This window comes from Streptomyces sp. NPDC085927, assembly GCF_044540975.1.
Lineage (GTDB): Bacteria > Actinomycetota > Actinomycetes > Streptomycetales > Streptomycetaceae > Streptomyces > Streptomyces hirsutus.
Genome location: NZ_JBITSN010000014.1, coordinates 118,928 through 143,714 on the forward strand (window position 1 = coordinate 118,928; position 24,787 = coordinate 143,714).

The following is a 24,787-nucleotide window of genomic DNA, read 5'->3' on the forward strand; positions in this document are numbered from 1 at the left end:
TGCTGCGTCACGCGCGCGCCCTCCACCGGCAGGACAACACCCTGCGCGAAAACCGGCCGCGTCCCAGCAGGCCGGGCCCCTGCAAGCCCTGCCTGGAACGGCGGTTCGCCGCGGGCTGCACGAGTGTCACCCGCCTGCACCGCGAACTGATCGCCGAGAACCGGAGCCATGGGCCGTTCTATTGCCAGCACCTGAAACCCACCGGACCGAGCGCACGTCCGTCGGGTAGCGTGCGGGCCATGTCGAGCCCCGAGTCGGACGAGGTGGGGGCTTTCGGTCACGCCGTCAGCCCCCTGCACCCCTGACCCAGCTTTCCCGACGTCCCGCCGCCTCCCGCGACCGGACGAGAGCCTTGTGTGCCCGTGGGCGCTGACCGCGGTGACGAGATGAGCCGTTCTCTCATGCCTCTCCTCACCCCGGAGCCACTCGATGCCCGCCCCGATGCCCGTCCCCCTGCCCGTGCCGCTGTACCTGCTCTCCGTGGCGGTCTTCGCCATGGGCACCTCCGAATTCATGCTCGCCGGCCTGCTCCCGGACATCGCCGCCGACCTCGGCGTGACCGTCGGGGCGGCAGGCACGCTGACCTCGGCCTTCGCGGTCGGCATGGTCGTCGGCGCCCCGCTCATGGCCGCACTGGCCCGCACCTGGCCGAGGCGCACGTCCCTCCTCGGCTTCGTCCTCGTCTTCGCCGCGGCCCACGCCGTCGGGGCGACCACCACCGGCTTCCCGGTCCTGTTCACGACCCGGCTCGTCGCGGCACTCGCGAACGCCGGCTTCCTCGCCGTCGCCCTGACGACGGCCGCCACGCTCGTCGCCCCCGACCGCAAGGGCCGCGCGCTGACGGTCCTCCTGTCGGGCACGACGCTCGCCACGATCGCGGGTGTCCCGGGAGGAGCGGTCCTCGGCACCCTCCTCGACTGGCGCGCCACCTTCTGGGCCGTGGCCGTCCTGTGCCTCCCCGCGGCGCTCGGCATCCTCAGGGGAGTCCCCGCGCAGGCGGTGAAGAGGGAAGCGACAGGCGGCCCGCACCTCCGGTCCGAACTGGCCCAGCTCAGGCGCCCCCGCCTGCTCCTCGTCATGCTGCTCGGCGCCCTGGTGAACGCCGCGACCTTCGGCGCCTTCACCTTCCTCGCCCCGGTCGTGACGGACACGGCCGGGCTGGACACGCTGTGGATCTCCGTCGCCCTGGCACTCTTCGGAGCCGGCTCCTTCGCCGGGGTGACGGTCGCCGGTCGCCTGTCCGACCGGCGCCCCGGCCTGGTCGTCGCGGCCGGCGGCCCGCTGCTGCTCGCCGGCTGGCCGGCCCTGGCCCTGCTGGCCCACCAGCCGGCCGCCCTGCTCACCCTCGTGTTCGTCCTGGGAGCCCTGTCGTTCGCGCTGGGCAGCACCCTGATCACCCGGGTCCTCTACGAGGCCGTCGACGCCCCCACCATGGCCGGCTCGTACGCCACATCCGCCCTCAACATCGGCGCCGCCACAGGCCCCCTCCTGGCCGCCACCACCCTCACGACTCCGGCGGGGCCTCAGGGACCCTTGTGGACCAGCGCGCTCCTGGTCCTCGTGGCCCTCCTGATCGCCCTTCCCTTCCGTGCGGTGGCCGCGCCTGCGCCCGCACCGACTCTTGCCGGCGGTGAGGAGGCGGTCCGTTGAGGAACAGAACCGCACCTACCTGACCGGTTGCGGCCACCAGGTCCGAAGAACAAGCAGCGGGTGCAGCGCCACGACGGCGGCAAGACGATGACAGGGGCGTGACACCTCGCTCGTTACATTCGGTGATCAGTCGAGGCGCGGGGGTCGGACGTGCGGCCTGGTGCGCTGCCCGCAGGTGGCGCAGCCGGCGCACTCCATGCAGAACTGCCGCGGCTGGCGCGGGCAGGAGCAGATCGGGTTGTGGTCGGGGTCGTCGTCGCCCTCGCCCCAGGGCTCCCAAACCGCCCCTGAACAGGGAAGACGTCAAAGTGCTGCTGGAGTATTTAAGCTCTCCCATCCTGCTCGAATGCAGGCTGGAAAAGCCTAAATACTGACCTACTGATTTGTTCGTTTGCGGCTGGCGAGGCCCCTCCTTGCCAGCATTCCGTCCCCTGTTGCGTGCCTCGTCCGGCGTCTACCCCGCTGTCAACACCTTTCGCCGGAGCCGTCCCCTGACAGGTACGGGTCCCACACCCAGCCGTACACCGTGTTCTTGGTGCGCAGGTACGTCCATGTACCGTCTTCGCCGTCGGTGTAGCAGTGATAGTCGACGAGGTTGTTCCGCCCGGCGGTGTTCACGATGTCGCACCCCCAGTACGGGCCAGTGCGGATGTTGGTGTCGCCCTGGAGCGCGTAGAAATAAGAACTTTGGTCCTTATCTGATGGTGTTGGCGTGGTGGGGCAGACGACCGCCGCCGAGGCCGAAGCTGCCGACTGCCCCACCATCGTAAAACCAGCGCCTACGCAAATCGCGATGAACAGCTGCGTGTATCTACCTGCGCGCATTTGGGTCTTCCCGTCGTGTCAGCGGAATCGTTCTGCGGCGGTTACACGGACATGCTGCTGGAGGCGCATCGGGCTCCGGTCTTGCCGGGGAATGTCGTGCCGAGGCACACGTGCAACCTCAGCGTATAGCCGGCATTGGTCCAGTCCCAGCGGTCCAGCTCTGTGCCCCCTGGGGTGGAGGTGCTGTCCGTGCCGAGCGGGCCATTGGTGATCCCGCCGTGTGACACGTAGGCGCGTGCGGCCACACCGTCCGCCTGGTAGTCCTCCACGTAGTTGTAGTAGCCGGAGTGAAGATAAGCGCTGCCTCCACTGGTGTTGATGCAGAAGGTTCCCTGGACGTGACCGCCGGCCTGCCCGGCTGAGTTGTTCACTGTCGCGCTCAGCGTCCGGCAGGTCTCGGCTGATGCCGCCTGAGCGGGCTGGGTCATGGCCAGCCCGCTGAGAACCACGCCGGTGCACACCATTGCCAGTGCCTTGCCGCGAACGCGGCGAGTCAACGATTTCCGCACAAGAGCTCCCTTTGTCGTCGCCACTGATGACCCTGGGCCTGCCCGGCGAACTGCCCGACAGCCTCCGAACACCCGACTGTCCACGAGTTCGGGGCAATCCGCCTGAATGGCCGGAAAGAAGACCGAAACGGTCAACTGAACCACCCCGGGTTCGGTAGAGATCTCAGATTGTGGTTGTGACCTGGTGTTTCGTGGATTCCATGTAGTGATTGGCCTCGTACTCGACGGGCGGGACGGGGCTTATCTCACCGTGGAGTCGGCGTTGGTCGCATCAAGCGACCCACTTGGCCCGCTCAATCCAGGACCGCAGCCGTGAGAGCGTTTTTCACTGTTTTCCGTGCTGTTTCAGCATGCCGAGTTGGCGGCATGCAGCCCTTGTCAGTTCACGCAGGGCAGTTGACGATTCGCGCACGCTTCGTAGGCAGCACGCCCGGAGGGCTTCACGCCCCGAGCTCACGCCCAGAGGGTCACCAGCCGTCGCACTCGTCCCAGTCCCCGTAGAGTTGATCGAAGTTCTCGGCGTAGACCCAGCCCTGGCGAGAGGTGCCGGGGTGCTCGACGTAGAACCAGAGGTTGCGTGCGGTGTTGACGTAGTCGCAGCTGACGTTCACATACCCGCTGATCCTGTAGTACGAGCACCCGGAGTACGGGCCAGAACGCAGCGGGGTGTTGGCGTAGACCGTCCCGGCGGCGAAGGTCACCGGGTCGGGCGTGGGGCCGGGGCTGCACGCTGCCGCGGCGGCTCCCGCTTGTGTCGGCACCGCAACGATCGCCGTTGCCGCTACAGCGACGGCGAGAAGGAATTGTCTGATTCCTCGCGTCTTGCGCATGGATTCCCCTTGGACGTAAGGATTTGAGACGATGTTTTCCGTGCTGTTTCAGCATGCCGAGTTGGCAGCATGCAGCCCTTGTCAGTTCACGCAGGGCAGTTAACTATTCGCGCACGCTTCGGCCCGCAAGTTCCTGAAGTCCCGCGGCGACATCCCGTAGGTGGCCCGGAACAGGCGGCTGAAGTGGGCAGGGTCGGGAAAGCCCCAGCTGGTGGCGATGGCCTGGACCGGACGGGTGTGCAGGCGGGGGTTGGCCAGGTCGAGGCGACAGCGTTCCAGACGGCGGTGGCGTATCCAGGTCGCCGGCGACGTGTCGTCCTCGGCGAGCAGCTGCTGGAGATGACGCAGCGAAATGTGGTGGGCGTCCGCGATCGTCTGGGGGGCCAAGACCGGGTCGGCGAGGTGCTGTTCGACGAAGGCGCTGATCCGGGCCCGCAGGGCACTCCGGCGGGCCTCCGGGCTCAGCGCCTCCTCAGCCTCCAGGCAGCGGGCGATGGCAGAGGCCAGGAGGTCCAGGGTGACCGAGGCGAGGGTGGGGACGTCGGCCGGGCTGAACTCGGCGGCGCGCGCGTTGAGGTCGGCCAGCCAGCGGGTGAACACCCCGCCCATGCCGTGGCGTCCGCTGATCGGGACAGCGAGGAGGCGCTGCACCGTCTTCTCCGGCAGTGGCAGCAGCCCGCGAGGACACTGCATGGTCACATGTGACCAACCGCCCGGGACGCTTCGGACATCGCCGCTGTAGGAACGGCTGCTGTCCATCAGCACCAGGTCACCGACACGCAGCGCCGTGTCACCTCCGCCCGCGGAAACAACCCCCTCCCCGCCGAGGAAGTAGTTGATCTGGTAGGCCTCCGGGTCGGACTGCCGGATCAGTTTCTCCGTCCGTGCTATCTCCAGGTGCGGGTAGGACAGCGCCGCCACCTGCACCTCCCCTAAGTCCAGGCCACGCATCCTGGCTCGGAAGTCGTCCTGGTCGTCGCTGCGCAGCCGATTGCGCATGTGCGACTGTTCCGTCGCTGCTTCCCATAGCGCGAACCGCTCCGGCGCTTCGACGACGTCCGTGCTGAACTCTGTCACCAGCATTTCCAGCCCCCGTAACCGATCCCCTTGTGAGTTGAACGTGACATGGGCAGACGTACGCAGGCCGGCAGCACTTCGGTCGCATTTGCTGCCACGCGTCTCCTGGCGGACACCGAAGATTCAAGATCAAGACGCGTCGAGCTTCAGAACCAGGTTCTAAAGAGTGCTGAGTCGATCAGGCAACGCCGATTCCGCCGAGGCCAAGCGCCCGAGCTCAACGCTCCTACGAAACAACGCCACGCACTGGCCTGGACAGCGACGACAGTGCCGCCCGCGCCCTTGGAGTCGCGCATGAGTACGCCATCGAGTGCCTGCCATGCGCGCGCTCCAGGCACTCAGTGGCGATACCGCCGCTGTACGACGACGGTCGCCGGCCGAGGAGGAGCGGGCAGGTCCTCTCAGGCCGAAGCGCAGACGGGCCGAAGGAGGACGCCGCCGGACGGACACCCTCCTTCTCCCCCCGGTCCCGGTCCTCTGGGCTACGACACGGACCCGCAGGCGAAGATGCCCTTGGCCGTCGTGTAGGCGCAGATCCGGAGGCGGACGTCGCGGACGAGACCGAGATCGGCGGTCGCCGTCTGGCCCGACTTGGCGATGGTGGTCCAGCCCTGCGTGTACCAGCCGCTCGCCGACGAGTACTTCTTGTACGAGACCTGCAGCCGCGATCCCTGCCCGTCGCCGCCGCACTCGTCGTACGCCGACAGCTGGTACCCGGCGTTATAGGTCGGATAACCGGCCTGCGAACCGGTCTGTTCGTAGCCGTACAGCCCATGGGCGTACTGGCAGTAATTCGGATCCGTGCTGTAGCCGGACACCTCCCACATCGGGACCGCCTGAGCGGGCACGGTGCTGACCGCGACGCCCATGCCGACGGCCAGGGCCACGGTCGCGAGTCGGGCTTTGAACCTCGAGGACTTCGTCATCTGCTCTCCCTGCCACGTCGTTCGGGTGGGTCTCCCGAGGCCGGTCCACCCCCGTGGGTCCGACCTGCGGCGACGCCAACCGAGCCTGGAGCGCCGGATCTTGTCCGGCAACGGTGTGCGCCGTCCGGGACAAGGGCCGGGCCGTCCGGGCTGGTCGGAAGGCTGTCCGGGACAGCGGAGGAGGGATGTCCGACGTGGCCGGGACGGGGATTGCCGGGTGTGAGGCGCGTGACGACAATGACGGAATGGCGATCTCAGGCGGCTTGGAGCCCGGTGAGGCGCGGACTCCGGCCGAGTACGTCGGACTGCTGCGGCGGCTCAAGGAGAACAGTGGGCTGACCTACCGGCAGTTGGAGGAGCGGGCCGCCGAACGCGGCGACGTGCTCGCGCGCAGCACCCTCGCGGACGTCCTGCGCCGGGACGCACTGCCGCGGGCCGAGGTCGTCGCGGCGCTGGTACGGGCCTGCGGCCCCGAGGAGGACGTGGCCGAGTGGCTCACCGCACGGCAACGGCTCGCGGAGCGCGAGCGCCTCGCGGGCGAGGAGAGGCCGGAGGCCTCCGGGGCCGGCCACGCGCCGGAGTCCGATGGCGTCCTGGACGCCGATCGTGTCCCGGGGACGGGCCGTGCCCCGGAGGGCGAGGCTTCCGGTGGCGGTCGTACCCGTGCCGCCCCGCTCGTCCCACTCGTCGCGCTGGCCTCGCTCGGGACGGTCGTCCTGCTCGTCATCGCGGCGGTGGTTCTGCTGCCGGACGACGAACGGACGGGGGACTCCAAGGGCGGTGGCTCGGAGGCATCCATGAATCCGGCGGCCACCCCCGTGGCTGCCGGGCCGACTCCCGGGTGGTCGCGGCTACGGCCGGTCGGGGCGCCGACGTTGTGCCTGACCGAGGGGGAGGCCCGGGTGGACGGCGACACCAAGGCGGTCGCCGTGCAGCGGCCCTGCACGGAGGCGGTGCCGCCGCGTACGTATCTCCAACGGGAGTCCAACGGCTTGTACGTCATCAAGTGGGACCACCCGGACAACGGTCCCGGCTGCCTCACCGTCCTCGACGGGGGACCGTTCCACGGGATGCTCGAACCCTGGCCCTGGAAGGCCTGCCGGGGCGGCAGCACCGCCCAGCGGTTCCACATCGAGCGCGCCCCGGGCGGCGGCACGGACCACTGGCGGCTCAGGCCGGCCCAGGACGCGGAACCCCTGTGCGTCGGCATCCGCGAGAGCGCCGAGGACCCCGACGGCTCCCAGGGCTCCGACAAGGCGGGCGCGGTGGCCGTGGCCCAGCGGTGCACCGTGCAGGACGCCAACGGCCAGGTGTTCATCATCGAGCCGGAGTGACACGCCGGACGTGCGCCCACCACCGAACCCGTCCCCCGCCCGGCCATCAACCCCCTGACCGCTTTCCTGCCGTCCCCCCCGCCTTCCGCGGCCCTGCCGGTGTCACACGCTGCGCCCGGCCCGCGTCGATCCGCGTCACAGCCGCAGGAGATCGAACGGGACTCCCCGCCACAGCGCGCGTACGTCGGAGACGGCGTCGTCGGCCACGTGGTCGCCCGGAACCGCCCAGACCTTCACCGGTGTGGCGTCGGCGGTGACCGGAGGCCAGCCCGGGTCGCCGCAGGCCGCGAAGTCGACCCATGCGCGAAGCATGCGCCGGGGCAGGGCCCGGTCCTGCTCGTCGGGGGCGCCACCGATGAGGAAAGCGGCCCCTTCCGCGTCCAGGTTGCCGAACGCGAAGGGCACGTCGGCGGTGTGCCAGGGTCTGGCTTCGCCGTCCGCAGTGACGCGCCTGCGGGCGAAACGGGAGAGATGCGCCCGGCCGCCGGCTCGCGCGTGGTGCTCGGCCAGCCGGCTGCCGTACTCGCCGAACACCGCGTCGCCGAAGAGCGCGAGGTACCGGTCGAGGACCGGAGCGTCGGGCATCAGCGCACGGTAACCGTCGACCAGCCGGGCGGGAACCCGCAACGCCTCGCAGAAATCGGCGAGTTCCTTCTCCGAGGAGACCTCCCGCACCCCTCCGACCTCGTGCAGGAACCAGTACTCCTCCAGGGTGTGGCACACCAGGAGGTCCACGTCGCGCGAGGCGCCGGCCGCCAGTGCGGAGAGAGGGTCCACGGGCAGGACCTCGCCGTCGACGACGGGCTGAAAGACCACCGGGTCGAATGCCTGGATCGGCACCACGGGGTCGTCGGCGCACTGTTCCGCGACCTTGTCGGAAGCGGCCACCAGTTTCCGCGGTGAGGCGGAGAGCAGTCCGTCGCCCGTCGGGGCCACCCCGGCCTCGGCCGCGATCCTCGAAGAGGTCGCCGCGGCGGCCTCGGCGGTGAAGAAGCCGTGGGGCACGCTGTGGGCGACGGCCCTCCGGAACAACCCGCGCGCCTGCTCCATGGCCATCAGGCAGGCAACCGATCCCGCACCCGCGGAGTGCCCGGCGACGGTGACGTTGCCGGGATCACCGCCGAACGCGGCGATGTTCTCCCGAACCCAGTGCAGAGCGGCCACCTGGTCGAGCAGCCCGCGGTTGCCGGGGAAACCCGGTACGTGGCCGAAGCCCTCGAAACCGACCCGGTAGTTGCAACTCACCACGGCCACCCCGGCACGGGCGAGCGCGGTGCCGTCGAAGTCGGGCTGGGCGGAGGAGCCGAAGGTGTACGCACCGCCGTGGATCCAGAACAGCACCGGCAGCGGCCCTCCGTCCGGCTGCCGCCGTACCCACACGTTGACGGTGAGAACGTCCTCGTCCCCTCACGCCACCTCGGCGAACCGGGCAACTCCGCCGACTGCGGCGCGACGGGCCCGAAAACCGTGCAGTCCCGCGGTCCGCTCCAGCCGGGAACGGGCTGCGGCTCGCGGAAACGGCGGGGGCCGAAGGGCGCGGCGGCGTACGGCACACCGAGGACGGCCACCACCCCGTCGACCGGCCGCCGCCCGCGCACCGGGCCGCTCGCCGTCCGGAACTCCGACCCCGCCCATGATGCGTCACTCATGCGCCACCAGCCTTCCACGGGCCTCTGCGGCTTCGCGAGCGGCATGTCGGTCCCGAACCGTGTTTCTACCTGGGAGGGTTGTGGGTCAGGGACCCCACGAATGCGCTCCATGCACCAGCCCGCACACGAACCACCGGTCCTTCCGCCCGTTTCGAGTCACGTATGAGCGTGCCGTCGGCGGAGCACGCGCATTCCACGCACTCGGTGCCACTGCCGCCGCTGTAGGAGGACTTGAACCAGTTGGGCTCTGACGGTGTCGTCATCAGGACTCCTTGCTGATCCGATCGACGAGATCGGCGGAGGACTCGAAGTCGAGTGCCTGTGCGCTGAGGTATTCGAACGCCAACTTATAACGCTCCAGTTCCTGTGGCTTCTCCATGAACAGCCCACCGCCGAGGAGGTCCACGTACACCACGTCCAGTTCGGGGGTCTGACCGCGTAGGACGGCGAAACTGCCGACGGCCGCCGCGTGTGCGCCACGGGCGAAGGGCAGTACCTGCACGGTGATGTGCGGACGCTGCGCCATGGCGAGCAGGTGTTCCAGTTGCCTCCGCATCACCTCGCGGCCACCGACCTGCCGTCGGAGTGCTGCTTCGTCGATCACGCACCAGATACGCGGCGGTTCCTGGCGATCCAGCAGTTCCTGGCGCTTCATGCGGATGTCAACCATGTGTTGCACCTCGCGTTCCCCGCACTGCACCTCCGACGCCTGGTGCACGGCCTCGGCGTACGCGCGGGTCTGAAGGAGGCCGGGGACGTACATGCAGGCGTAGTGGTCCTCACGCACGACCTCGTCTTCGAGGGTGAGCATGAGGTTCATGGACTCGGGGATGGGATCGGCCAGAGAGCGCCACCAGCCCTGAATCCTGGCGCCTTTCGCCAGCTCGACCAGGGCTGCACGCTCCTCGTCCGTCGCGCCGTACTCGCGGCAAAGGGCATCTACGGCCGGCCACTTGACCGTGCCTTCCTTTGTTTCGTAGCGGCTCAGTGTCGCCTTCGAGATGCCGACTCGGGCGCCCGCCTCCTCAAGGGTCAGTCCCTTGAGCTCTCTGAGGCGGCGCAGGTCGGCGCCCAGTTGGCGCCTGCGGGTGGTGGGTCCGACTGCCATGTCTGTGGCCCTTCATGTCGATCCGGTAGATCGTCGTGGTCTTTTGCTTTGGGCGGCAAGGCGGTATGCGCTGGGGGCGCGCAAGAGGAGACCGCGCTCCCGTTCTCCCCGGGGAGAGAGTTCCATTTTGAGAGTTTCAATGCAACTCTGAGTCGCGACGATGTCACTGTGCGCCAACAGGGGTGCACGTCAGGGAGTGGGGTACGAAGTGGACGGCTCTCGATGGATTTCAACGAGGCTGTGGAGCCTGCCGTTTCTGGCCGACGCCGAGCGGGTGGCCTCCTTGCGGAGGGCCCTGCGAACGCACTTGGAGTGCTGGGCCTTGCAAGAACTGAGAGATGGCGCTGAGCTCTGCGTCAGTGAACTCGTCGCCAATGTCATCAAACATGTCGGGCCTGGGACGCCGTCCACGCTCGTGGTCTCGCTGAACAGCACCCACCTACGCATCGCGGTACACGACCCCGACCCCCGTGCGCTTCCCACTCTTGTCCCCGCGGGGGTCGAGGCGGAGGCGGGTCGGGGGATGGCGCTCATCGAGGCCGTCAGTGACCGCTGGGGAGTCGACCTCAGCGGTGACGGGAAGGCCACCTGGTGTGAGCTGCGGGTGAGTGATGCCAGGGCGGGCCGGCACGCAGCGCTTCCCCGCCTGGCTCGAGCTGCGGACCTGCTGGGCTTGTACAGCGGAGAGGTGCCATTGCCGCTGGGGCCTGGTCAGAGTCGGTTGGGAACGGCGGTTGCCCGAGACGCGGCGATCGACATCATCACCGATCTCCTCTACTGGTGCCGTGTGTACGGACGGGACGCCGACGACGTACTGGACCAGGCCCAAGCGCACTTCGAGGCCGAGACCGAGGCGCGATTCCTCTGAGGAAGGCGGCTCCCGGACCGACGTGACCGGATCAACTCGCCGTGACAGCGGCCGAGTACGTCCACACGTCGGCGGGGAGGTCGTGTTGGAGACGCCAGGTGATCGCCATCGGCTTACTGCCGGTGTGCCTCTCGTAGGTCGCCGGGCCGAGGAGCATCCACGGCTGGGGCTTCCCGGTGTCCGTGTTCTTGTAGCGGCGCATGAACAGCAGGACATGGCTGCCGCGGTGCGCGTGCTGCTGGTAGCGCGAGCCTGTGGGGGAGTCGGCTGCAGTGGAGTTCTGGGACTCCCAGTGGAAGAGGGACGCGTTCAGCGCGTAGTCCTTGTAGCGGATGGTGGGTGAGAAATCCCTCTCGTTCTTCTCCAGAGTGATGAGGAGCGCGTCCGTCTGGAGCTCATCGACCCACTGCACGCCCTTCGCGAAGGTCCTGGGCATCTGTCCGCCGAAGCGCGCGACACCGAGGGCAGCCAGGATCTCCGACCGGTTGTACGCGCTGTGGACCTTCAGCGGGACCTGGCCGAGGGGGCCGGAGAGGGAGATCGGGAAGTGATCGGTTTCCTGGATGACGTACGACACCACCTGCCGGAGTTCGTCCCGGAGGGCCTGCTGCGGGCGCAGTGACGCCAAGCCCTCCTCGAAACTCGTGAATCCCCCGGCGTCGTCCCACAGGTTGAAGAACAGCATGCGGGCGTACGCCTGGTCGGACGGATCCAGCGCTTCGTATGGCGGAGCGTCGTCTTTCAGGAGGCGCAGGTACGCCTGAGCGCGCTCAGGGTCATCCACGTGCAGGAAGGCATGAACACGCTTGAGCAAGGCAGCCTCACCCGATGGGCCCACATCGTCGAGCAGACCGGCTCGACGAAGGACGGTCGTCCATGAGTTGCTGCCCTTGTACAACTCCTTGATTTCTCGACGGCTCTCCCGCAGGTAGTCGGCGAGACGCGGGGTGCTGTACTCCTTGACCTCCTTCACCAAGGTCTTGACCGTGGCGCCCAGCTGGGTCCGGATGTTGCCGAGGACGAGATCCTTCGACTTGCCCTCCAGGATGATCTGGCAGCCGGACGGCAGTTGTGGAAAGTCCCGCTCGATGTGCTCGACGAGCCGGTTCCGAGAGAGGTTGGTCAGGGCTCGGAACTGCTGCTCGAAGCGGAACTCCGCCCGGTGCTGTCCGATGAAGTCGAGCACCGTGAGTACGGGCTTCGTCTCGGTACGCCTCAGCCCTCGCCCAAGCTGCTGGAGGAAAACGGTGGCGCTGTTGGTGGGCCTCAGGAGGAGCAGGGTGTCGACGTCCGGGATGTCGAGTCCCTCGTTGAACAGGTCCACCGAGAAGATCACCTGAAGCTTGCCGTCCCGCAGGTCGGACAGCGCCTGGGAGCGCACGTCCGCAGGCGAATCACTGTCCAGTGCCACGGCCTGGAAGTTGGCCCTGCGGAAGAACTCCGCCATGAAGTGGGCGTGCGCCTTGGTGACGCAGAAGCCAAGGGCGCGCATGACACTGGGGTCGGGGACCTTGTCCCGGATCTGCTTGACCACGATGCGCGCTCGGGCTTCGTTGCCCGTGAAGAGATTGCCGAGCTCCTGATCGGAGTAGGCGCCCTTCTGCCAGTTGAGGTTCGTCAGGTCCGTGCCGTCCGGGATGCCGAAGTAGTGGAAGGGGCACAGCAGGTCGTTCTCCAGCGCCTCCCAGAGCCTCATTTCGGCAGCGATGCGGCCCTCGAAGAACTCGTCCTGAACGTTGAGCCCGTCCATCCGCTCAGGGGTGGCGGTCAGGCCCAGCAGTTCCTTCGGTGTGAAGTGTTCGATGATGCGTCGGTACGTGGTGGCGGTGGCGTGGTGGAACTCATCGATGACGATGACGTCGAAGTGGTCGGGAGCCAATTGCTCCAACCTTCGGACGTTGAGCGACTGCACGCTGGCGAAGACGTGGTTCCAGTCGCGTGGGTCCGCGCCCCCATACAGCAGTTCCCCGAACGAGGCGTCATCCAGCACCTCCCGGTAGGTGCGCAGGGACTGCTTGAGTAGCTCCTTGCGATGGGCGACGAACAGCAGCCGTGGCCGACCGCCGGTCACCGTCCGGCAGATGCCGCGGTAGTCGAGGGCGGCCATCACGGTCTTTCCCGTACCGGTAGCCGCGACGAGCAGGTTCCGGTGGCGTCCGCGGAGCTCACGCTCGACGCTCAAACGCTCCAGCATGTCCCGCTGATGGGGGAAAGGACGTACTTCGAGGCCGGAAAGGCTGATCCTCAGGTCGGTCGTCGAGGTGGTTCCCCCCGCCTGCGCCAGGGCTCCGTCGAGACGCTCGCCGTGGAGATCGGGTTCGTACGTCTCGAAGGCGGGGTCGTTCCAGTAAGCGTCGAAGGTCGCCTCGAACTTGTCCAACACCGCGGGCGTGGCGACGGACGACAGACGCACGTTCCACTCAAGCCCGTCCAGCAGCGCGGCCCGTGACAGGTTCGAGCTGCCGACGTAGGCGGTGTCGAACCCCGTCTTGCGGCGGAAGAGCCACGCCTTGGCATGCAGCCGTGTGGAGCGGATCTCGTAGTTGACCTTCACGGTCGCACCGAAGTCGCGCACGAGACGGTCGAGCGCGCGGCGGTCCGTCGCGCCCATGTAGGTGGTGGTGATGACCCTGATCGGTACGCCCCGCTCTTTTGCGGCACGCAGGGGGTCCTCCAGTACGCGTATGCCGTACCACTTCACGAAGGCGCAGAGCAGATCGATCCGGTCCGCGGTGGCCAACTCGGCCCTCAGCTCCGAACCCAGGCTGAGGTCCTCCGGTGAGTTGGTGAGCAGCGACGTTTCGGAGAGGGGCGTGAGCGGACGGATCGCGTAGGCTCCCGGAGCCTCCTCCTCGGCGAGGGCCAGCAACTGGCGAGGCCCGTCCACGATGGTGCCGCCGGGTTCGGTGCCGCTCTGGTCACCAGCGTCGACGTCTAGGGACGCCAGGATTCTGTTGGTGAAGGGAACCTGCTCGTGGAGCGGTAGCTGATGAAGGCGGCGGGCCGCCATCTCGCCGATGTGCCGAGCCAGCACATGAGGTGACGACTCTGCGCTGACCTCGACGTCAACGGCCTTCCATCCCAGGGCCCCAAGGTGTTCCAGCTCATCACGCACGCCGTCAGTGATCAGCTTCTCGTAGACCCCCGCGACCGGCTGCGTCCCTTCCTCTACGTCCCCCATCGGAATCCCCTCGATCACCACGGCGATGTGTGCCTCAGTTCTAACAGGGGGGACTGACAAGCGAAGGGGTGACCACATGGTTGATGAGTTCCCCAACCGCCAGATGGGCGGTCAGGAGGGACCAACCGTTGAAGGACGGAAGCCGGCGACCAGTGGAGGCAGCCTTGAAGTGCCCTGATATGTCGCCTGATGCACGTCGCGCCGCCCATGGTGCCGTCCCCACCACCCTGGCCCTGTGCAGCGATCGCGCCCTGCGCGAGCTCGTGGACGTCGCCACGCCGCTCGGTTCCGGCATCGGTGGCGAGTCGGCCCTGCTGGAGGTCGACGGAACACCGGTCTTCGTGAAGCGGGTGCCCCTCACCGAGCTGGAGAGGCAACGGGACAACGTCCGCTCCACGGCGAACGTGTTCGAGCTGCCGGCCCTCTGCCAGTACGGCATCGGCACCGTCGGTACGCCGGGCTTCGGGGCCTGGAGGGAGCTCGCCGTGCACGCCATGACGACGAACTGGGTGCTCGCGGGGGAGTACGAGGGCTTCCCGCTGATGTACCACTGGCGGGTGCTGCCGGATTCCTCGCCCCTGCCCGAGGAGCTGGCCGACGTCGAGCGGGCTGTCGCCTACTGGGGTGGTGGACCGCAGGTGCGCCGCCGGATCGAGGCGCTCCAGCAGTCCTCGGCGAGTGTCGCGCTGTTCCTGGAGTACGTCCCACAGAATCTGCACCAGTGGCTGGGCGAGCGGATGGACGCGGGCGGGGAGGCCGCCGACCGGGCCTGCGCCATGGTGGAGAGGGACCTGGAAGCCGGAACCTCGTTCATGAACAGCCGCGGCCTCCTGCACTTCGACGTCCACTTCGAGAACATCCTGACCGACGGCCGACGCCTTTTCTTCGCCGACTACGGGCTCGCGGTCTCCTCCCGGTTCGAGCTGTCGCCGGAGGAGGCCGGCTTCTTCGACCGGCATCGGGCCTACGACCGCTGCTACTCGGTCAGCTACCTGGTGAACTGGTTGGTCGCCGCCCTGTACGGATACGGGAGAGACGACCGCGAGGGGCAGGTGCGCACGTATGCGCAAGGCGAACGTCCCACGGGGATTCCAGAGGAGGCCGCAGCGATCCTCGCCCGACACGCGCCGCTCACCGCAATGATGGCGGACTTCTTCCGCATGTTCGAGCGCGAGAGCCGGGAGACCCCGTACCCGCTGGAGGAGATCCGCCGTATGGGCCGCATGTACAGCCCGTCCATCGACTGACGGACCACTGGGGCCGTCACTCGAACACGGCTCGTCTGCGTGGCAGGGACAGGGGCAGGGGCAGGGGCGCGGGGGCGGTCGGCGGGCGGGGTCTGTGGCGGACCTGAGGGGGATGGATCGTGGCCCCCTCGTGGCGGGCGCCGCGCGCCACTTTCCCCCTGGTGCGCACGCCCCGGACGTCGAGGCGGCCCAGGGCCCGGCGCTGATGTCGGGCGCCGCGCAGGCCTTGATGCCCAGGGCCGTCGCACCTGCGGCCGTCACGAGCACGATCGTGAGCCGTGGCCGGCCCGCGGACGGGTGAAGCCGTTGCGGTCGCGGGCCGGGTGAAGGCCGAGGGCGACCCGGATCTCGCGGACACGCCCTGCGGAACTTCGCCGTCACGCCGTAGCTCCGGGGCGCGCTGCGGCACCGCACCCCGTGCCCGCCTGCGCAGGCGGGCACGGGGTGGGCGGGGGTGGGTGAGGTCAGTGCTTGTCGGCGGGCTCGGCGTCGGTCTTCGCGGTCGGTGTCTCCGGCTCGTCGGCGATGAAGTCCTTGTCGAACGGCGGGGCCTGGTCGGTCCACCTCATCGCCGTGAAGGTCATGTAGGAGGTGAGCTCTCCGGGCTTGTGTCCGTCGTGGGCCGAGGTCGCGTACGACTCCTCCGACAGCGGCAGTCCGGTCTCCTTGTCGAAGATCAAGCGGCGTTTGCCCTCCCCTCCGGGCCGCGGGTTCTCGAGCTCCACGGCGTAACCCGGGCGCCCGGACCGGTCGGTGACCTCACCGATGTCCCGCACGCCCGGCAGCGAGGCGCGCACCCGGTAGGCCGCGGCCCGCAGCTGCGGGGACACCGGCAGTTCGACGGCGAGGTTCTCGGCCGTGTCGCCGAGCAGCATCCGCTGGATGTGCTGCGGCCCGTTGTACTGCTCGTCGACGATCTGCTCCAGCCGCTCGCGCAGCCGCTCCGGGTCGGTGGGCAGCGACTCCAGTTCCGCCAGGCCGATCTCCGCCCCGGACGGGCCCGTGTCCCCGTCGCCCCCGGGGGCGTCGCCCGCGACCTCGCCCTCGCCGTCCCAGGTGACGATCTCCGGCTCGGGCTCGGGGGGCGCGTCATCGTCGTGCCCGTGCCTGTTCGACTCGGGCTGGAGGTCGCGTCGGGCCTGGTCGTAGTCCGTCATGTCCCACTGCTTCGGCGAGCCGTCGGCGCGCCAGGCCTCCTCGTCGGCCGGGGTGGCGGGCCGGGCCCCGGCGTCGGTGTGCAACGTCCAACGCCGGTCGCGCTTGCCGGTTCCCTTCGTCAGCCAACTCTTGGCCTCTTGCCGGACGTCGAGCGCGTAGTCCTTGCCCGGGACCCTTTGCCGCGATCCCATGTGCACCTCCTGGTACCAGTACGCACCCGAGGTCGCCTCCGTCTTCTCGACGTTGGAGGCGGCCGCGAGCAGGATGCGGGACTCGGTGAAAGCGGTGGCGGACGGGTCCGCCCCGGGCCGCGGCCCGAGGCCGGGCAGCGGCCCGGCGGTGGTGACGACCAGGGCTGCCGCCGCGACGGCCGCCGCACCGGCCAGGGCCACGCTCCACGCCGGCCGTGCGCCGACGCGGCTCCTTCTCCGCTTCGCCGGCGCCGTCTGCGGCTCCCCGGTCCGCACCATGGCGCTCTGCAGCTCGGTCCGCCGGACATCGGGGTCGACCGGCCTGTGGGGGTCGAGGTGTCCGGGGCGGGCGTCGGCCAGCCGACGCATCAGGTCGTCGTGCTTCATCACACTTCCTCTCCTGCCGTGCTGACCCGGGGGCGGACACGGGGGCGTACCGGCGACGCCTCGTCCCGTACCGCCATCGCCTTGGCGAGCCGGCGGCGCGCACGGTGGAGCCGCACGCGCACGGTGGCGGCCGTGCAGCCGAGGACGCGGGCGGCCTCCCGGGGGGTGAGCCCCTGCCACGCGGCGAGGATCAGCACCTCGCGGTCGTCGTCGCCCAGGGAGGCCAGGGCGTTCCGGAGCGCGATCCGGTCGGTGACGTCGTCGGCGATGTCGTCCTCGACCGTGTCCGTCCAGTCCCGCAACTCGGCGGTGAGCGAGGCGCGTCTGACCTCGGCACGTCCGGTGTCGCGCAGGATGTTGCGGGCCACGCCGAGCAGCCAGGGAAGCGGCGGCTGGGGTACGTCGCCGATGCGGCGCCAGGCCACGGTGAAGGTCTCGCTCACCACCTCATCCGCCACCTGCCGCCCCGCGCGGCTGACCACGTACGCCCAGACGCGTTGTCGGCAGGTGTCGTACATCGCGGTGAAACGTGCCGCATCATCGGACACGCCGTGCACCTCCGTCCTCCGGGTTCATCCGTCACCAGGTAGTGGTGTGCGCCGCCCGATCGTTACAGCATGATCCGAAAGATTTTGTGGCACTCCCCGTACGGGGTCCGAACCGCACCGGCCCCGCGCCCCTGCTCCGACGGCCGGAAAGCCGATGACCTCGCCCACGGGGGCGAGGTCATCGGTGCTCACGGCGTTGCGGGTCGCCCCGCGGGCGCGGGGCTCGTCCCGCGCCCGGCGACGGGTCCGCGGCCGGCGGCGGGTTCGTGGCGGGGTACGGAACAGGGGGTCACTCGGGCCGCAGCGGACCGCGGCCGAACATCGAGAGCACCTCGTAGCTCTTGTCCGCGGGGCCGGGCTCGCTCATCTCCATCGCGAACCCGCCGGTGAACAGCTCCCGGTCCACGGGACGTTCATGGATCCAGTCCCGGATCACCTCGCGGAAGGTGATCTTCCAGACGCCGTCCCGTTCCTCGTACCGGTTGAAGGTGCGGCTGGCGGCGATCAGTTCGCGTGTCGGGTCCCCGAACCGGTGGTACGAGAGGCGGTGGGACGCGTCGCGGGCGACGGGAGGGCGAAACCGTGCGATTTCGAACACCAGCACCTCCGGCCCGCCGAAAAGCTGAGCGTCACATGGTTGCGGCGGACGCTCCTCGCAGGGCGGTCGCGGCGCTGCCGGTAATCGGCTCGCCGTGTCCGAACACCACCGTTTCGACATCGAGTTCGGCCAGCCGGTGCAGCGACTTCACGGCCCGGGCGCGGTCGGTGTTGAAGACACCCAGCATGATCCGGCCGACATTGGCGACAGCATCACCGGTGAACAGCACTTTCGGCCCGGGCAGGTGGAGCGCGATCGACCCGTCCGTGTGCCCGGGCACCGCGACCACCACCGCCCCGCCGCCGAACGCCAGCACATCGCCGTCTTCGACCTCCTGGTCCACGCGACACGGCGGGGCCGGCGGCAGCGGCGGAAGCGCCGCTCGGATCGGCACTTCGAACTGCTCCAGCACCGGAGGCACCCCGGCCTCCTCCCCCCGGATCACCGGAGCCTCCCATCGATGCGCGACTACCTCCGCTCCGTGCCGGTCAGCCAGTTCGGCTGCCGAGCCGGTGTGGTCCTCGTGCCAGTGCGTCACGACGATCCGCCGCAGTTCACCGTCCAGTGCTCCTTCGAGTTCCGCCGCACAGTCAGCCGTCCCGGTGTCGATGAGGGTCAGCTCGTTGCCGTCCTGCCACAGGTAGGCCGCGCCCCCCCCCAGGAAAGCGAAGCATGCGCAGACTCGGTAGTACCTCGATCACATCCATACGACGCAGCCTGCACGGTCGTTCCCGCAATCGCGCAGCCGTTCGCTGAGGGCTTCAGCAGGGCACTGTCACGTCGGCCGACAGGACTGTTCGTACACAGCAACGAATTGCCGGCAGCCTTTCAGCCCGCCACGACCAGGTCTTTCAGCGGCCTTCCTCGGCCAACGCCTTGATACCGCCCAGGGTGGCCTCCATCCCGGCGCGCAGTTCCTTCACCCGGAAGGCAATGATCTCCTCCTCCCGGTCCGGCCGGCGCTCGATGGTCAAGGTGATCCCGTTGCGGCCCGGCCCGATGAGGGCCGACTGCCGCAGCCGGGTGCCCCCGCCCTCGGCCTCGAGCTCGTAGCGCCAGGACGCCAAGGACTTCGCCGGATCCAGCGTCGGCACTCCGAACCGGCCGTCCGCATCCGTGACGCCCCAGGCGAACACCCGTTGCTCGTCCACCTCGACCACATGCGAGACGGTCCGCCACTCGCCGAGCTGTGGGTGGTGGTTGTAGCCCTCGAAGCGCGCACCCACCACGGGTCGGTCCGCGCCGTCGAGCCATGCGACACGCTGCAGCTCCGGACTGATCCGGGCAGGCAGACGGATGTCGGTCACCAGCTCCCAGACCCGCGACACCGGTGCCTCGACACGAACGTCACAGTGCACACTCGGACCATCGGCAAACCGCACGTCGTTCGTCCCCCCCCTCGATGGTGGAGCCTCCGATCATCCCAACGCGCTCCTTCCCCCACAGGGCCGAGGTCGTTTCGTTCGGACCCTGCCGCAGCAGCCCCCGTCACACCGCCGTCGTGCCGTGGCACTCCCCGTACGTGCGGCCCGAGCCGCACCAGCAGGTGGCCGACCGCTGCGGCGGCCAGGGCAGGGCGCGGCCCCGGGCCGCCAGGGTGGTCGCGTACTGGGGGAGGAGGTCGGCGTCGTCGGGGGCGGTGCCCTCGGAGGCGGCGAAGGCCTCGTAGGAGGGGACGGTGCCGGGGACGATGCCCAGGTTGGGGGTGCCCGAGGAGGCCAGTTCGCGCAGGGCCGTCTCTATCGTGGCCAGGTGTTCCTCGTGCGACGGGTACTCGGCGGCGAGGGAGGGGTACGCCTCCAGGAGCTCGGTCAGTTCGTCCGCCGGCCAGTGCAGGACCGCCACCGGGAAGGGGCGGGACAGGGCCGTCCGGTACGCGCCCACTTCCGCTCGCAGACGGGAGATCTCCGCCTCCAGTTCCGCCGGGTTCTCCGAGCCCAGCGACCAGACGCGCTTCGGGTCGTGGAGTTCGTCCAGGGTGACCGGCAGGGTGTGGACGGTGTCCGCCAGGGCGTCCCACTCGTCGTGCGCCGCGCCCAGCATCCTGCGCACGCGGTGGCGGCCGAAGAGGAGCGGGTGGGTGGCGGCCGGGGGCTCCGGTGCGTCGGTGAGCAGCAGGCGTACCGCCTCCGTGAACGTCTCGTGCGCCTGCTCCAGCTCGTCGTGGGCCTCCAGGGACTCCGCGACGATCACCCAGGGAGCCGGATCGCGCGGGGCCGCGGCGCGGATGCCGTCGATGATGGCGCGGGCCTCCGCCTCGTGGTCGTACTCCCAGAGGTTCGAGGCCTTCAGGGCGCGGACCAGGTACGGGCTCTCCAGCTCCGCGTCGGAGGCCAGCAGCCGGTCGTAGAGGGTGGCCGCGGCGGGACGGTCGCCGGAGAGTTCGAGGTGGGCGGCGGCCCGGAGCAGCAGGGCTTCGGCGTCCTCGGGATAGAGGCCGGCGGTCCGCTCCAGGCGTGCCGCTTCGGCGATGTGGTCGACGTTTTCGGCGGGCGTGTCGGGGCGCATGGGTGACACCGTACTGCCGACCGGTGACAGGCGGAGAGGCAGTGCCGATGTGCGGGAGCCGGTGCCCGTACCCCTCGAGGAGGCCGGTGGGGAGGGGATGATCGGGCCCCCGTTTCCGTCGCCGGTACCGCTATTCCTGATCATTTTGAAAGGGTTCAATCTCCTGGACCTGGCTGAATTGGGCCGTCCTCATCGCTTTCATCGTTTACTCGGCGGGTCTTAGGAAAAGCTGCGCACGCTTATTGACGGTGCCTCGCGTTCCCTTTACGTTCCCATGAATCGATTCATTCTCCATCACCACCCTCTACGACTCACCCTCTCTCCGATGGAGCCGCTGTGATCAGTAGAAGGAACATTCTCGCGGGCGCCGCGGCCACGGTGGGCGCCGTGGCCTCGGGAGCGGCGCCGGCGGTGGCCGCGCCCCCCGCCGCGCGCAAGGGAGGGAGCGCCTTACGGGTGGCCTCTCCGACGGTCGAGTACGTGCGCCGGCCCCTGGGTCTGGACGTGGCCCGACCGCGTCTGAGCTGGCCGTTGACCGCGACCGCAGCAGGGCAACGGCAGAGCGCCTACCAGGTGCGCATCGCGTCGAGCGTTGCCCGCCTGTCCCGCCCGGACGTGTGGGACAGCGGCAAGGTCGCCTCGGCCGAGTCCGTTCTCGTCTCCTACGACGGACCGCGGCTCGAGCCGCGTACGCGCTACCACTGGTCGGTGCGCGTCTGGGACGCCGACGGAGCCGTCTCGCCGTGGAGCGCACCGTCATGGTGGGAGACCGGCCTGATGGACGAGGCCGAGTGGTCCGCGCGGTGGATATCCGCGCCCCCCTCCCTCACGGAACCCCCTTCCCTGGAAGGCAGTTCGTGGATCTGGTTCCCCGAGGGCGAACCGGCGCAGAGCGTTCCGGCGGACACCCGGTGGTTCCGTCTCTCCGCCGATCTCCCGGACGCCATCACCGCGGCCACTCTGGTGCTCAGCGCGGACGACGCCTACGTCGCCTCCGTCAACGGCACCGAGGTGGCGAGCACCGCCATGGACTCGGACGACGCGAGATGGCGCCGCCCGGACGTCATCGACGTTCTCGAGCACGTACGCCCCGGCGCGAACACCCTGGCCGTCTCCGCGACCAACCGCACGGCCGGCCCCGCCGGCCTCATCGGCGTGCTCACCCTGACCACGGCCTCCGGCGAGCGCAGGATCGTCACCGACAGCGCGTGGAAGTCCACCGACCGGGAGCCGGCCGACGACTGGCGCGAGCAGGACTTCGACGACACCGGGTGGCGGGCCGCCAAGGTGGCCGCCGCATGGGGCGCCGGGCCGTGGGGCGAGGTCGTGCCGGTGCTGTTCGCCGCCCACCAGCTCCGCCACGAGTTCCGGCTGCCGCGCAAGAAGATCGGACGCGCCCGTCTGTACGTCACGGCCCTCGGCGTGTACGAGGCCCACCTCAACGGCAGGCGCGTGGGGCGCGATCAGCTGGCCCCCGGCTGGACCGACTACCGCAAGCGGGTGCAGTACCAGACCTACGACGTCACCGAGGCGCTCCGCCCGGGAGTCAACGCCCTCGGCGCCCACCTGGCCCATGGCTGGTACGCGGGCAACATCTGCTGGTTCGGGCCGCACCAGTACGGGAAACACCCGGCGCTGCTGGCGCAGCTGGAGGTCGAGTACGCCGACGGGACGAGCGAGCGCATCACCACCGGGCCCGACTGGCGTGCCGCCCTGGGACCGATCGTCTCCGCCGACCTGCTGGCGGGCGAGACCTACGACGCCCGCAAGGAGACGGCCGGGTGGGCCTCGCCCGGATTCGACGACGGAGCGTGGCGCCCGGTGCGCGACGCCGACACCGCCGCCCCGCCGCGGATCGTCGCGCAGGTGGACGGCCCCGTACGCATCGAGAAGGAACTCCGCGCCCGGACCGTCACCGAACCCCGGCCGGGCGTCTTCGTCTTCGACCTCGGCCAGAACATGGTCGGCTCGGTGCGGCTGCGCGTATCGGGCGAGGCGGGGACCGCGGTGCGGCTGCGGCACGGCGAGGTCCTCAACCCCGACGGCACCCTCTACACCGCCAACCTGCGGTCGGCCGCCGCGACGGACACCTACATCCTGAAGGGGACCGGCACGGAGGTCTACGAGCCGCGCTTCACCTTCCACGGCTTCCGCTACGTCGAGGTGACCGGATTCCCCGGCACGCCGTCGGCAGCGGCCGTGACCGGGCGGGTCATGCACACCTCCGCACCCTTCACGCTCACCTTCGAGACCGACGTGCCGATGCTCAACCAACTGCACAAAAACATCACCTGGGGGCAGCGCGGCAACTTCCTCTCCATCCCGACGGACACGCCGGCCCGGGACGAACGACTGGGATGGACCGGCGACATCAACGTCTTCGCACCCACGGCCGCCTACACGATGGAGTCCGCCCGCTTCCTCACCAAGTGGCTGGTCGACCTCCGCGACGCACAGGCGTCCGACGGCGCGTTCCCGGACGTGGCCCCGCTGGTCGGCGACCTCGGCAAGGGCGTCGCGGGCTGGGGCGACGCGGGGGTCACGGTGCCGTGGGCTCTGTACGAGACGTACGGCGACCGGCGGGTCCTCGAAGACGCCTGGCCGTCCGTCCAGGCCTGGCTGCGTTACCTGGAGAAGAACAGCACCGGTCTGCTGCGCCCGGCCGCGGGATTCGGCGACTGGCTGAACGTGTCCGACGAGACGCCCAAGGACGTCATCGCCACCGCCTACTTCGCGCACAGCGCCGACCTCGCGGCACACATCGCGACGGAACTGGGGGAGGACCCCGCACCCTACGCCGACCTCCACGCACGCGTACGCACGGCGTTCGAGACGGCGTACGTGACGGCCGACGGCAGGGTGAAGGGAGACACCCAGACCGCCTACGTCCTCGCGCTGTCCATGAACCTGGTCCCGGACGCCTTGCGCGGGGCCGCGGCCGACCGCCTCGTCGCCCTCGTCGAAGCGCGGGACTGGCACCTGTCGACCGGATTCCTCGGCACCCCGCGCCTGCTGCCCGTCCTCACCGACACCGGGCACACCGAGGTCGCCTACCGACTGCTGCTCCAGCGCACCTTCCCGAGCTGGGGCTTCCAGATGGACAAGGGCGCGACCACCATGTGGGAGCGCTGGGACTCACTCCAGCCGAACGGCGAGTTCCAGTCCCCGAGCATGAACTCCTTCAACCACTACGCCTACGGCTCCGTGGGGGAGTGGATGTACGCCAACATCGCCGGCATCGCCCCGGGCCGGGCGGGCTACCGGCAGGTCGTCATCCGCCCGCGTCCGGGCGGCGACGTCACCTCCGCCCGGGCCACCTTCACCTCCCTCTACGGTCCGGTGTCCACCGCATGGGAGCAACGGTCCGGCCGCTTCCGGCTGTCGTGCGGCGTGCCGGCGAACACCACCGCCGAGGTGTGGATCCCGACGGACGACCCCGACCGCGTCACGCACACCCACGGAACCTTCGTGCGGGCGGAGGACGGCTTCGCCGTCTTCGAGGTGGGATCGGGAAGCCACCTGTTCACCGTGTGACAGCGGCACGGTCCGCCCTCCCGGCCCCGATCGTGCGGGCCGGGAGGGCGGACCGCGAGGGCCGGCGGGCGTGCCGGTCACACCGTCACCCCGACGAGCCGCAGTGTCTGCACCGACTTCGCCGCGAACGGGGAGAAGCGGGAGAGGCCGAACGTGGCAGCGCGTCTCCTACGACACCGGCTGCGGTGAATGACGAGTGACGAACGGCGAGTGACGAACGGCGGATACAGCTCCCGCGTAACTTCAAGGAACTGTGCGGAACTGTTGTGTCGGCCCCGGACGTTGAGAGGATGGACAGGGCTGGACCGTGCTTGGTCCGGCTGGGCGCGGGGCCAAGGGAAGGGGGTGTCGGTGATCCGTACCGCGATACGCATCGCGATGCCCGGTCGCGGTGATGTGCGCGCCGCCTTCGCCGCGGTCGCCGTGCTGCTCCCGCGGCTTCAGGTCGTCCTGCTCATGCTGCCGGCCACCGGCGGTCTCTCCGGCCTCTCCGGCACCGTCGCGCTCGCCGCGACCAGGCCCTGTTCTCGTATAGCTACCGCCAGGTGGCGTGTAGCGCTGAGTAATTGCCACACCTTCGTTTCCCTGCCCTGGCCATCTCGTTGAGCTGAACGATTGATGGCGAGGGGTGGGGTGGATGCGGCAGGAATGGGAGCCGG

19 protein-coding genes and 2 pseudogenes are annotated in these 24,787 nt (G+C 69.4%); 5 read left to right on the forward strand and 16 right to left on the reverse strand.

The window, feature by feature from the left end:
* Positions 1-453 precede the first annotated feature (453 nt).
* Positions 454-1,650, forward strand: coding sequence for a Cmx/CmrA family chloramphenicol efflux MFS transporter (locus ACIF80_RS29280; RefSeq protein WP_399810264.1), 1,197 nt, complete (start codon positions 454-456; stop codon positions 1,648-1,650).
* A gap of 465 nt (positions 1,651-2,115) precedes the next feature.
* Here the strand turns inward: ACIF80_RS29280 and ACIF80_RS29285 are convergent, their stop codons facing one another.
* The 6 genes from ACIF80_RS29285 to ACIF80_RS29310 all read right to left on the reverse strand — a co-directional run bounded on the left by ACIF80_RS29285 (position 2,116) and on the right by ACIF80_RS29310 (position 5,817).
* Positions 2,116-2,415 carry an SH3 domain-containing protein gene (locus ACIF80_RS29285; RefSeq protein ID WP_399810141.1) on the reverse strand — a complete coding sequence of 100 codons (300 nt, stop codon included), beginning with the start codon at positions 2,413-2,415 and terminating at the stop codon, positions 2,116-2,118.
* A gap of 101 nt (positions 2,416-2,516) precedes the next feature.
* On the reverse strand, positions 2,517-2,984 hold the full coding sequence (locus ACIF80_RS29290; RefSeq protein WP_399810142.1) for a hypothetical protein: 468 nt from the start codon (positions 2,982-2,984) through the stop codon (positions 2,517-2,519).
* Between the two features lie 467 nt (positions 2,985-3,451).
* Positions 3,452-3,685, reverse strand: a complete 234-nt coding sequence (locus tag ACIF80_RS29295) for a hypothetical protein (protein WP_399810143.1) — start codon at positions 3,683-3,685, stop codon at positions 3,452-3,454.
* A gap of 228 nt (positions 3,686-3,913) precedes the next feature.
* The gene (locus tag ACIF80_RS29300; protein WP_399810144.1) at positions 3,914-4,897 is read right to left on the reverse strand and encodes a helix-turn-helix domain-containing protein; all 984 of its coding nucleotides are present in this window, start codon (positions 4,895-4,897) and stop codon (positions 3,914-3,916) included.
* Between the two features lie 140 nt (positions 4,898-5,037).
* Entirely contained in the window at positions 5,038-5,229 is a 192-nt protein-coding gene (locus ACIF80_RS29305; protein WP_399810146.1) for a DUF397 domain-containing protein, read from the reverse strand.
* A 144-nt stretch (positions 5,230-5,373) separates the two neighbouring features.
* Positions 5,374-5,817, reverse strand: coding sequence for a hypothetical protein (locus ACIF80_RS29310; RefSeq protein WP_399810147.1), 444 nt, complete (start codon positions 5,815-5,817; stop codon positions 5,374-5,376).
* 245 nt (positions 5,818-6,062) lie between these two features.
* Here ACIF80_RS29310 and ACIF80_RS29315 point away from each other — a divergent pair, with 245 nt between their 5' ends.
* Entirely contained in the window at positions 6,063-7,151 is a 1,089-nt protein-coding gene (locus tag ACIF80_RS29315; RefSeq protein WP_399810149.1) for a helix-turn-helix domain-containing protein, read from the forward strand.
* A 135-nt stretch (positions 7,152-7,286) separates the two neighbouring features.
* Here ACIF80_RS29315 and ACIF80_RS29320 read toward each other — a convergent pair.
* The 3 genes and pseudogenes from ACIF80_RS29320 to ACIF80_RS29330 all read right to left on the reverse strand — a co-directional run bounded on the left by ACIF80_RS29320 (position 7,287) and on the right by ACIF80_RS29330 (position 9,908).
* Positions 7,287-8,800, reverse strand: a pseudogene (locus ACIF80_RS29320) (carboxylesterase/lipase family protein).
* A 65-nt stretch (positions 8,801-8,865) separates the two neighbouring features.
* Positions 8,866-9,063, reverse strand: a complete 198-nt coding sequence (locus ACIF80_RS29325; RefSeq protein ID WP_399810150.1) for a DUF397 domain-containing protein — start codon at positions 9,061-9,063, stop codon at positions 8,866-8,868.
* Positions 9,063-9,908, reverse strand: coding sequence for a helix-turn-helix domain-containing protein (locus ACIF80_RS29330; protein ID WP_399810151.1), 846 nt, complete (start codon positions 9,906-9,908; stop codon positions 9,063-9,065). Before ACIF80_RS29330 ends, ACIF80_RS29325 begins: the two co-directional genes overlap by 1 nt.
* 208 nt (positions 9,909-10,116) lie before the next feature.
* On the opposite strand from ACIF80_RS29330, the gene ACIF80_RS29335 reads away from it, so the two are divergent.
* A complete protein-coding gene (locus tag ACIF80_RS29335) occupies positions 10,117-10,776 on the forward strand; it encodes an ATP-binding protein (RefSeq protein WP_399810152.1) in 660 nt (219 codons plus the stop codon).
* Between the two features lie 31 nt (positions 10,777-10,807).
* Here ACIF80_RS29335 and ACIF80_RS29340 read toward each other — a convergent pair whose 3' ends face one another.
* Positions 10,808-13,957: a DUF3427 domain-containing protein gene (locus tag ACIF80_RS29340; RefSeq protein ID WP_399810154.1), complete on the reverse strand. Its 3,150-nt coding sequence runs from the start codon at positions 13,955-13,957 to the stop codon at positions 10,808-10,810.
* A gap of 179 nt (positions 13,958-14,136) precedes the next feature.
* On the opposite strand from ACIF80_RS29340, the gene ACIF80_RS29345 reads away from it, so the two are divergent.
* Positions 14,137-15,204, forward strand: a complete 1,068-nt coding sequence (locus ACIF80_RS29345) for a protein kinase family protein (protein WP_399810155.1) — start codon at positions 14,137-14,139, stop codon at positions 15,202-15,204.
* 464 nt (positions 15,205-15,668) lie between these two features.
* Here ACIF80_RS29345 and ACIF80_RS29350 read toward each other — a convergent pair whose 3' ends face one another.
* The 6 genes and pseudogenes from ACIF80_RS29350 to ACIF80_RS29375 form a co-directional block, all read right to left on the reverse strand.
* The gene (locus tag ACIF80_RS29350) at positions 15,669-16,940 is read right to left on the reverse strand and encodes a CU044_5270 family protein (protein WP_399810157.1); all 1,272 of its coding nucleotides are present in this window, start codon (positions 16,938-16,940) and stop codon (positions 15,669-15,671) included.
* Positions 16,940-17,488 (reverse strand): RNA polymerase sigma factor, encoded by a 549-nt coding sequence (locus ACIF80_RS29355; protein WP_399810158.1) that lies wholly within the window; start codon positions 17,486-17,488, stop codon positions 16,940-16,942. Before ACIF80_RS29355 ends, ACIF80_RS29350 begins: the two co-directional genes overlap by 1 nt.
* Before the next feature lie 289 nt (positions 17,489-17,777).
* Positions 17,778-18,086: a hypothetical protein gene (locus ACIF80_RS29360; protein WP_399810159.1), complete on the reverse strand. Its 309-nt coding sequence runs from the start codon at positions 18,084-18,086 to the stop codon at positions 17,778-17,780.
* Between the two features lie 31 nt (positions 18,087-18,117).
* Positions 18,118-18,793, reverse strand: a pseudogene (locus ACIF80_RS29365) (MBL fold metallo-hydrolase).
* Between the two features lie 144 nt (positions 18,794-18,937).
* Positions 18,938-19,444 carry an SRPBCC family protein gene (locus ACIF80_RS29370; protein ID WP_399810160.1) on the reverse strand — a complete coding sequence of 169 codons (507 nt, stop codon included), beginning with the start codon at positions 19,442-19,444 and terminating at the stop codon, positions 18,938-18,940.
* Between the two features lie 130 nt (positions 19,445-19,574).
* Entirely contained in the window at positions 19,575-20,594 is a 1,020-nt protein-coding gene (locus ACIF80_RS29375) for an SEC-C metal-binding domain-containing protein (RefSeq protein ID WP_399810161.1), read from the reverse strand.
* Between the two features lie 336 nt (positions 20,595-20,930).
* Here ACIF80_RS29375 and ACIF80_RS29380 point away from each other — a divergent pair, with 336 nt between their 5' ends.
* Entirely contained in the window at positions 20,931-24,128 is a 3,198-nt protein-coding gene (locus ACIF80_RS29380) for an alpha-L-rhamnosidase (protein WP_399810162.1), read from the forward strand.
* Positions 24,129-24,787 lie beyond the last annotated feature (659 nt).

Bases quoted from the DNA above. Each gene is read 5' to 3' on its own strand.
- ACIF80_RS29285 (WP_399810141.1), bottom strand. From the start codon at position 2,415: ATGGTGGGGCAGTCGGCAGCTTCGGCCTCGGCGGCGGTCGTCTGCCCC.
- ACIF80_RS29340 (WP_399810154.1), bottom strand. From the start codon at position 13,957: ATGGGGGACGTAGAGGAAGGGACGCAGCCGGTCGCGGGGGTCTACGAG.
- ACIF80_RS29315 (WP_399810149.1), top strand. From the start codon at position 6,063: ATGGCGATCTCAGGCGGCTTGGAGCCCGGTGAGGCGCGGACTCCGGCC.
- ACIF80_RS29330 (WP_399810151.1), bottom strand. From the start codon at position 9,908: ATGGCAGTCGGACCCACCACCCGCAGGCGCCAACTGGGCGCCGACCTG.
- ACIF80_RS29325 (WP_399810150.1), bottom strand. From the start codon at position 9,063: ATGACGACACCGTCAGAGCCCAACTGGTTCAAGTCCTCCTACAGCGGC.
- ACIF80_RS29350 (WP_399810157.1), bottom strand. From the start codon at position 16,940: ATGAAGCACGACGACCTGATGCGTCGGCTGGCCGACGCCCGCCCCGGA.
- ACIF80_RS29310 (WP_399810147.1), bottom strand. From the start codon at position 5,817: ATGACGAAGTCCTCGAGGTTCAAAGCCCGACTCGCGACCGTGGCCCTG.
- ACIF80_RS29375 (WP_399810161.1), bottom strand. From the start codon at position 20,594: ATGCGCCCCGACACGCCCGCCGAAAACGTCGACCACATCGCCGAAGCG.
- ACIF80_RS29300 (WP_399810144.1), bottom strand. From the start codon at position 4,897: ATGCTGGTGACAGAGTTCAGCACGGACGTCGTCGAAGCGCCGGAGCGG.
- ACIF80_RS29345 (WP_399810155.1), top strand. From the start codon at position 14,137: ATGTCGCCTGATGCACGTCGCGCCGCCCATGGTGCCGTCCCCACCACC.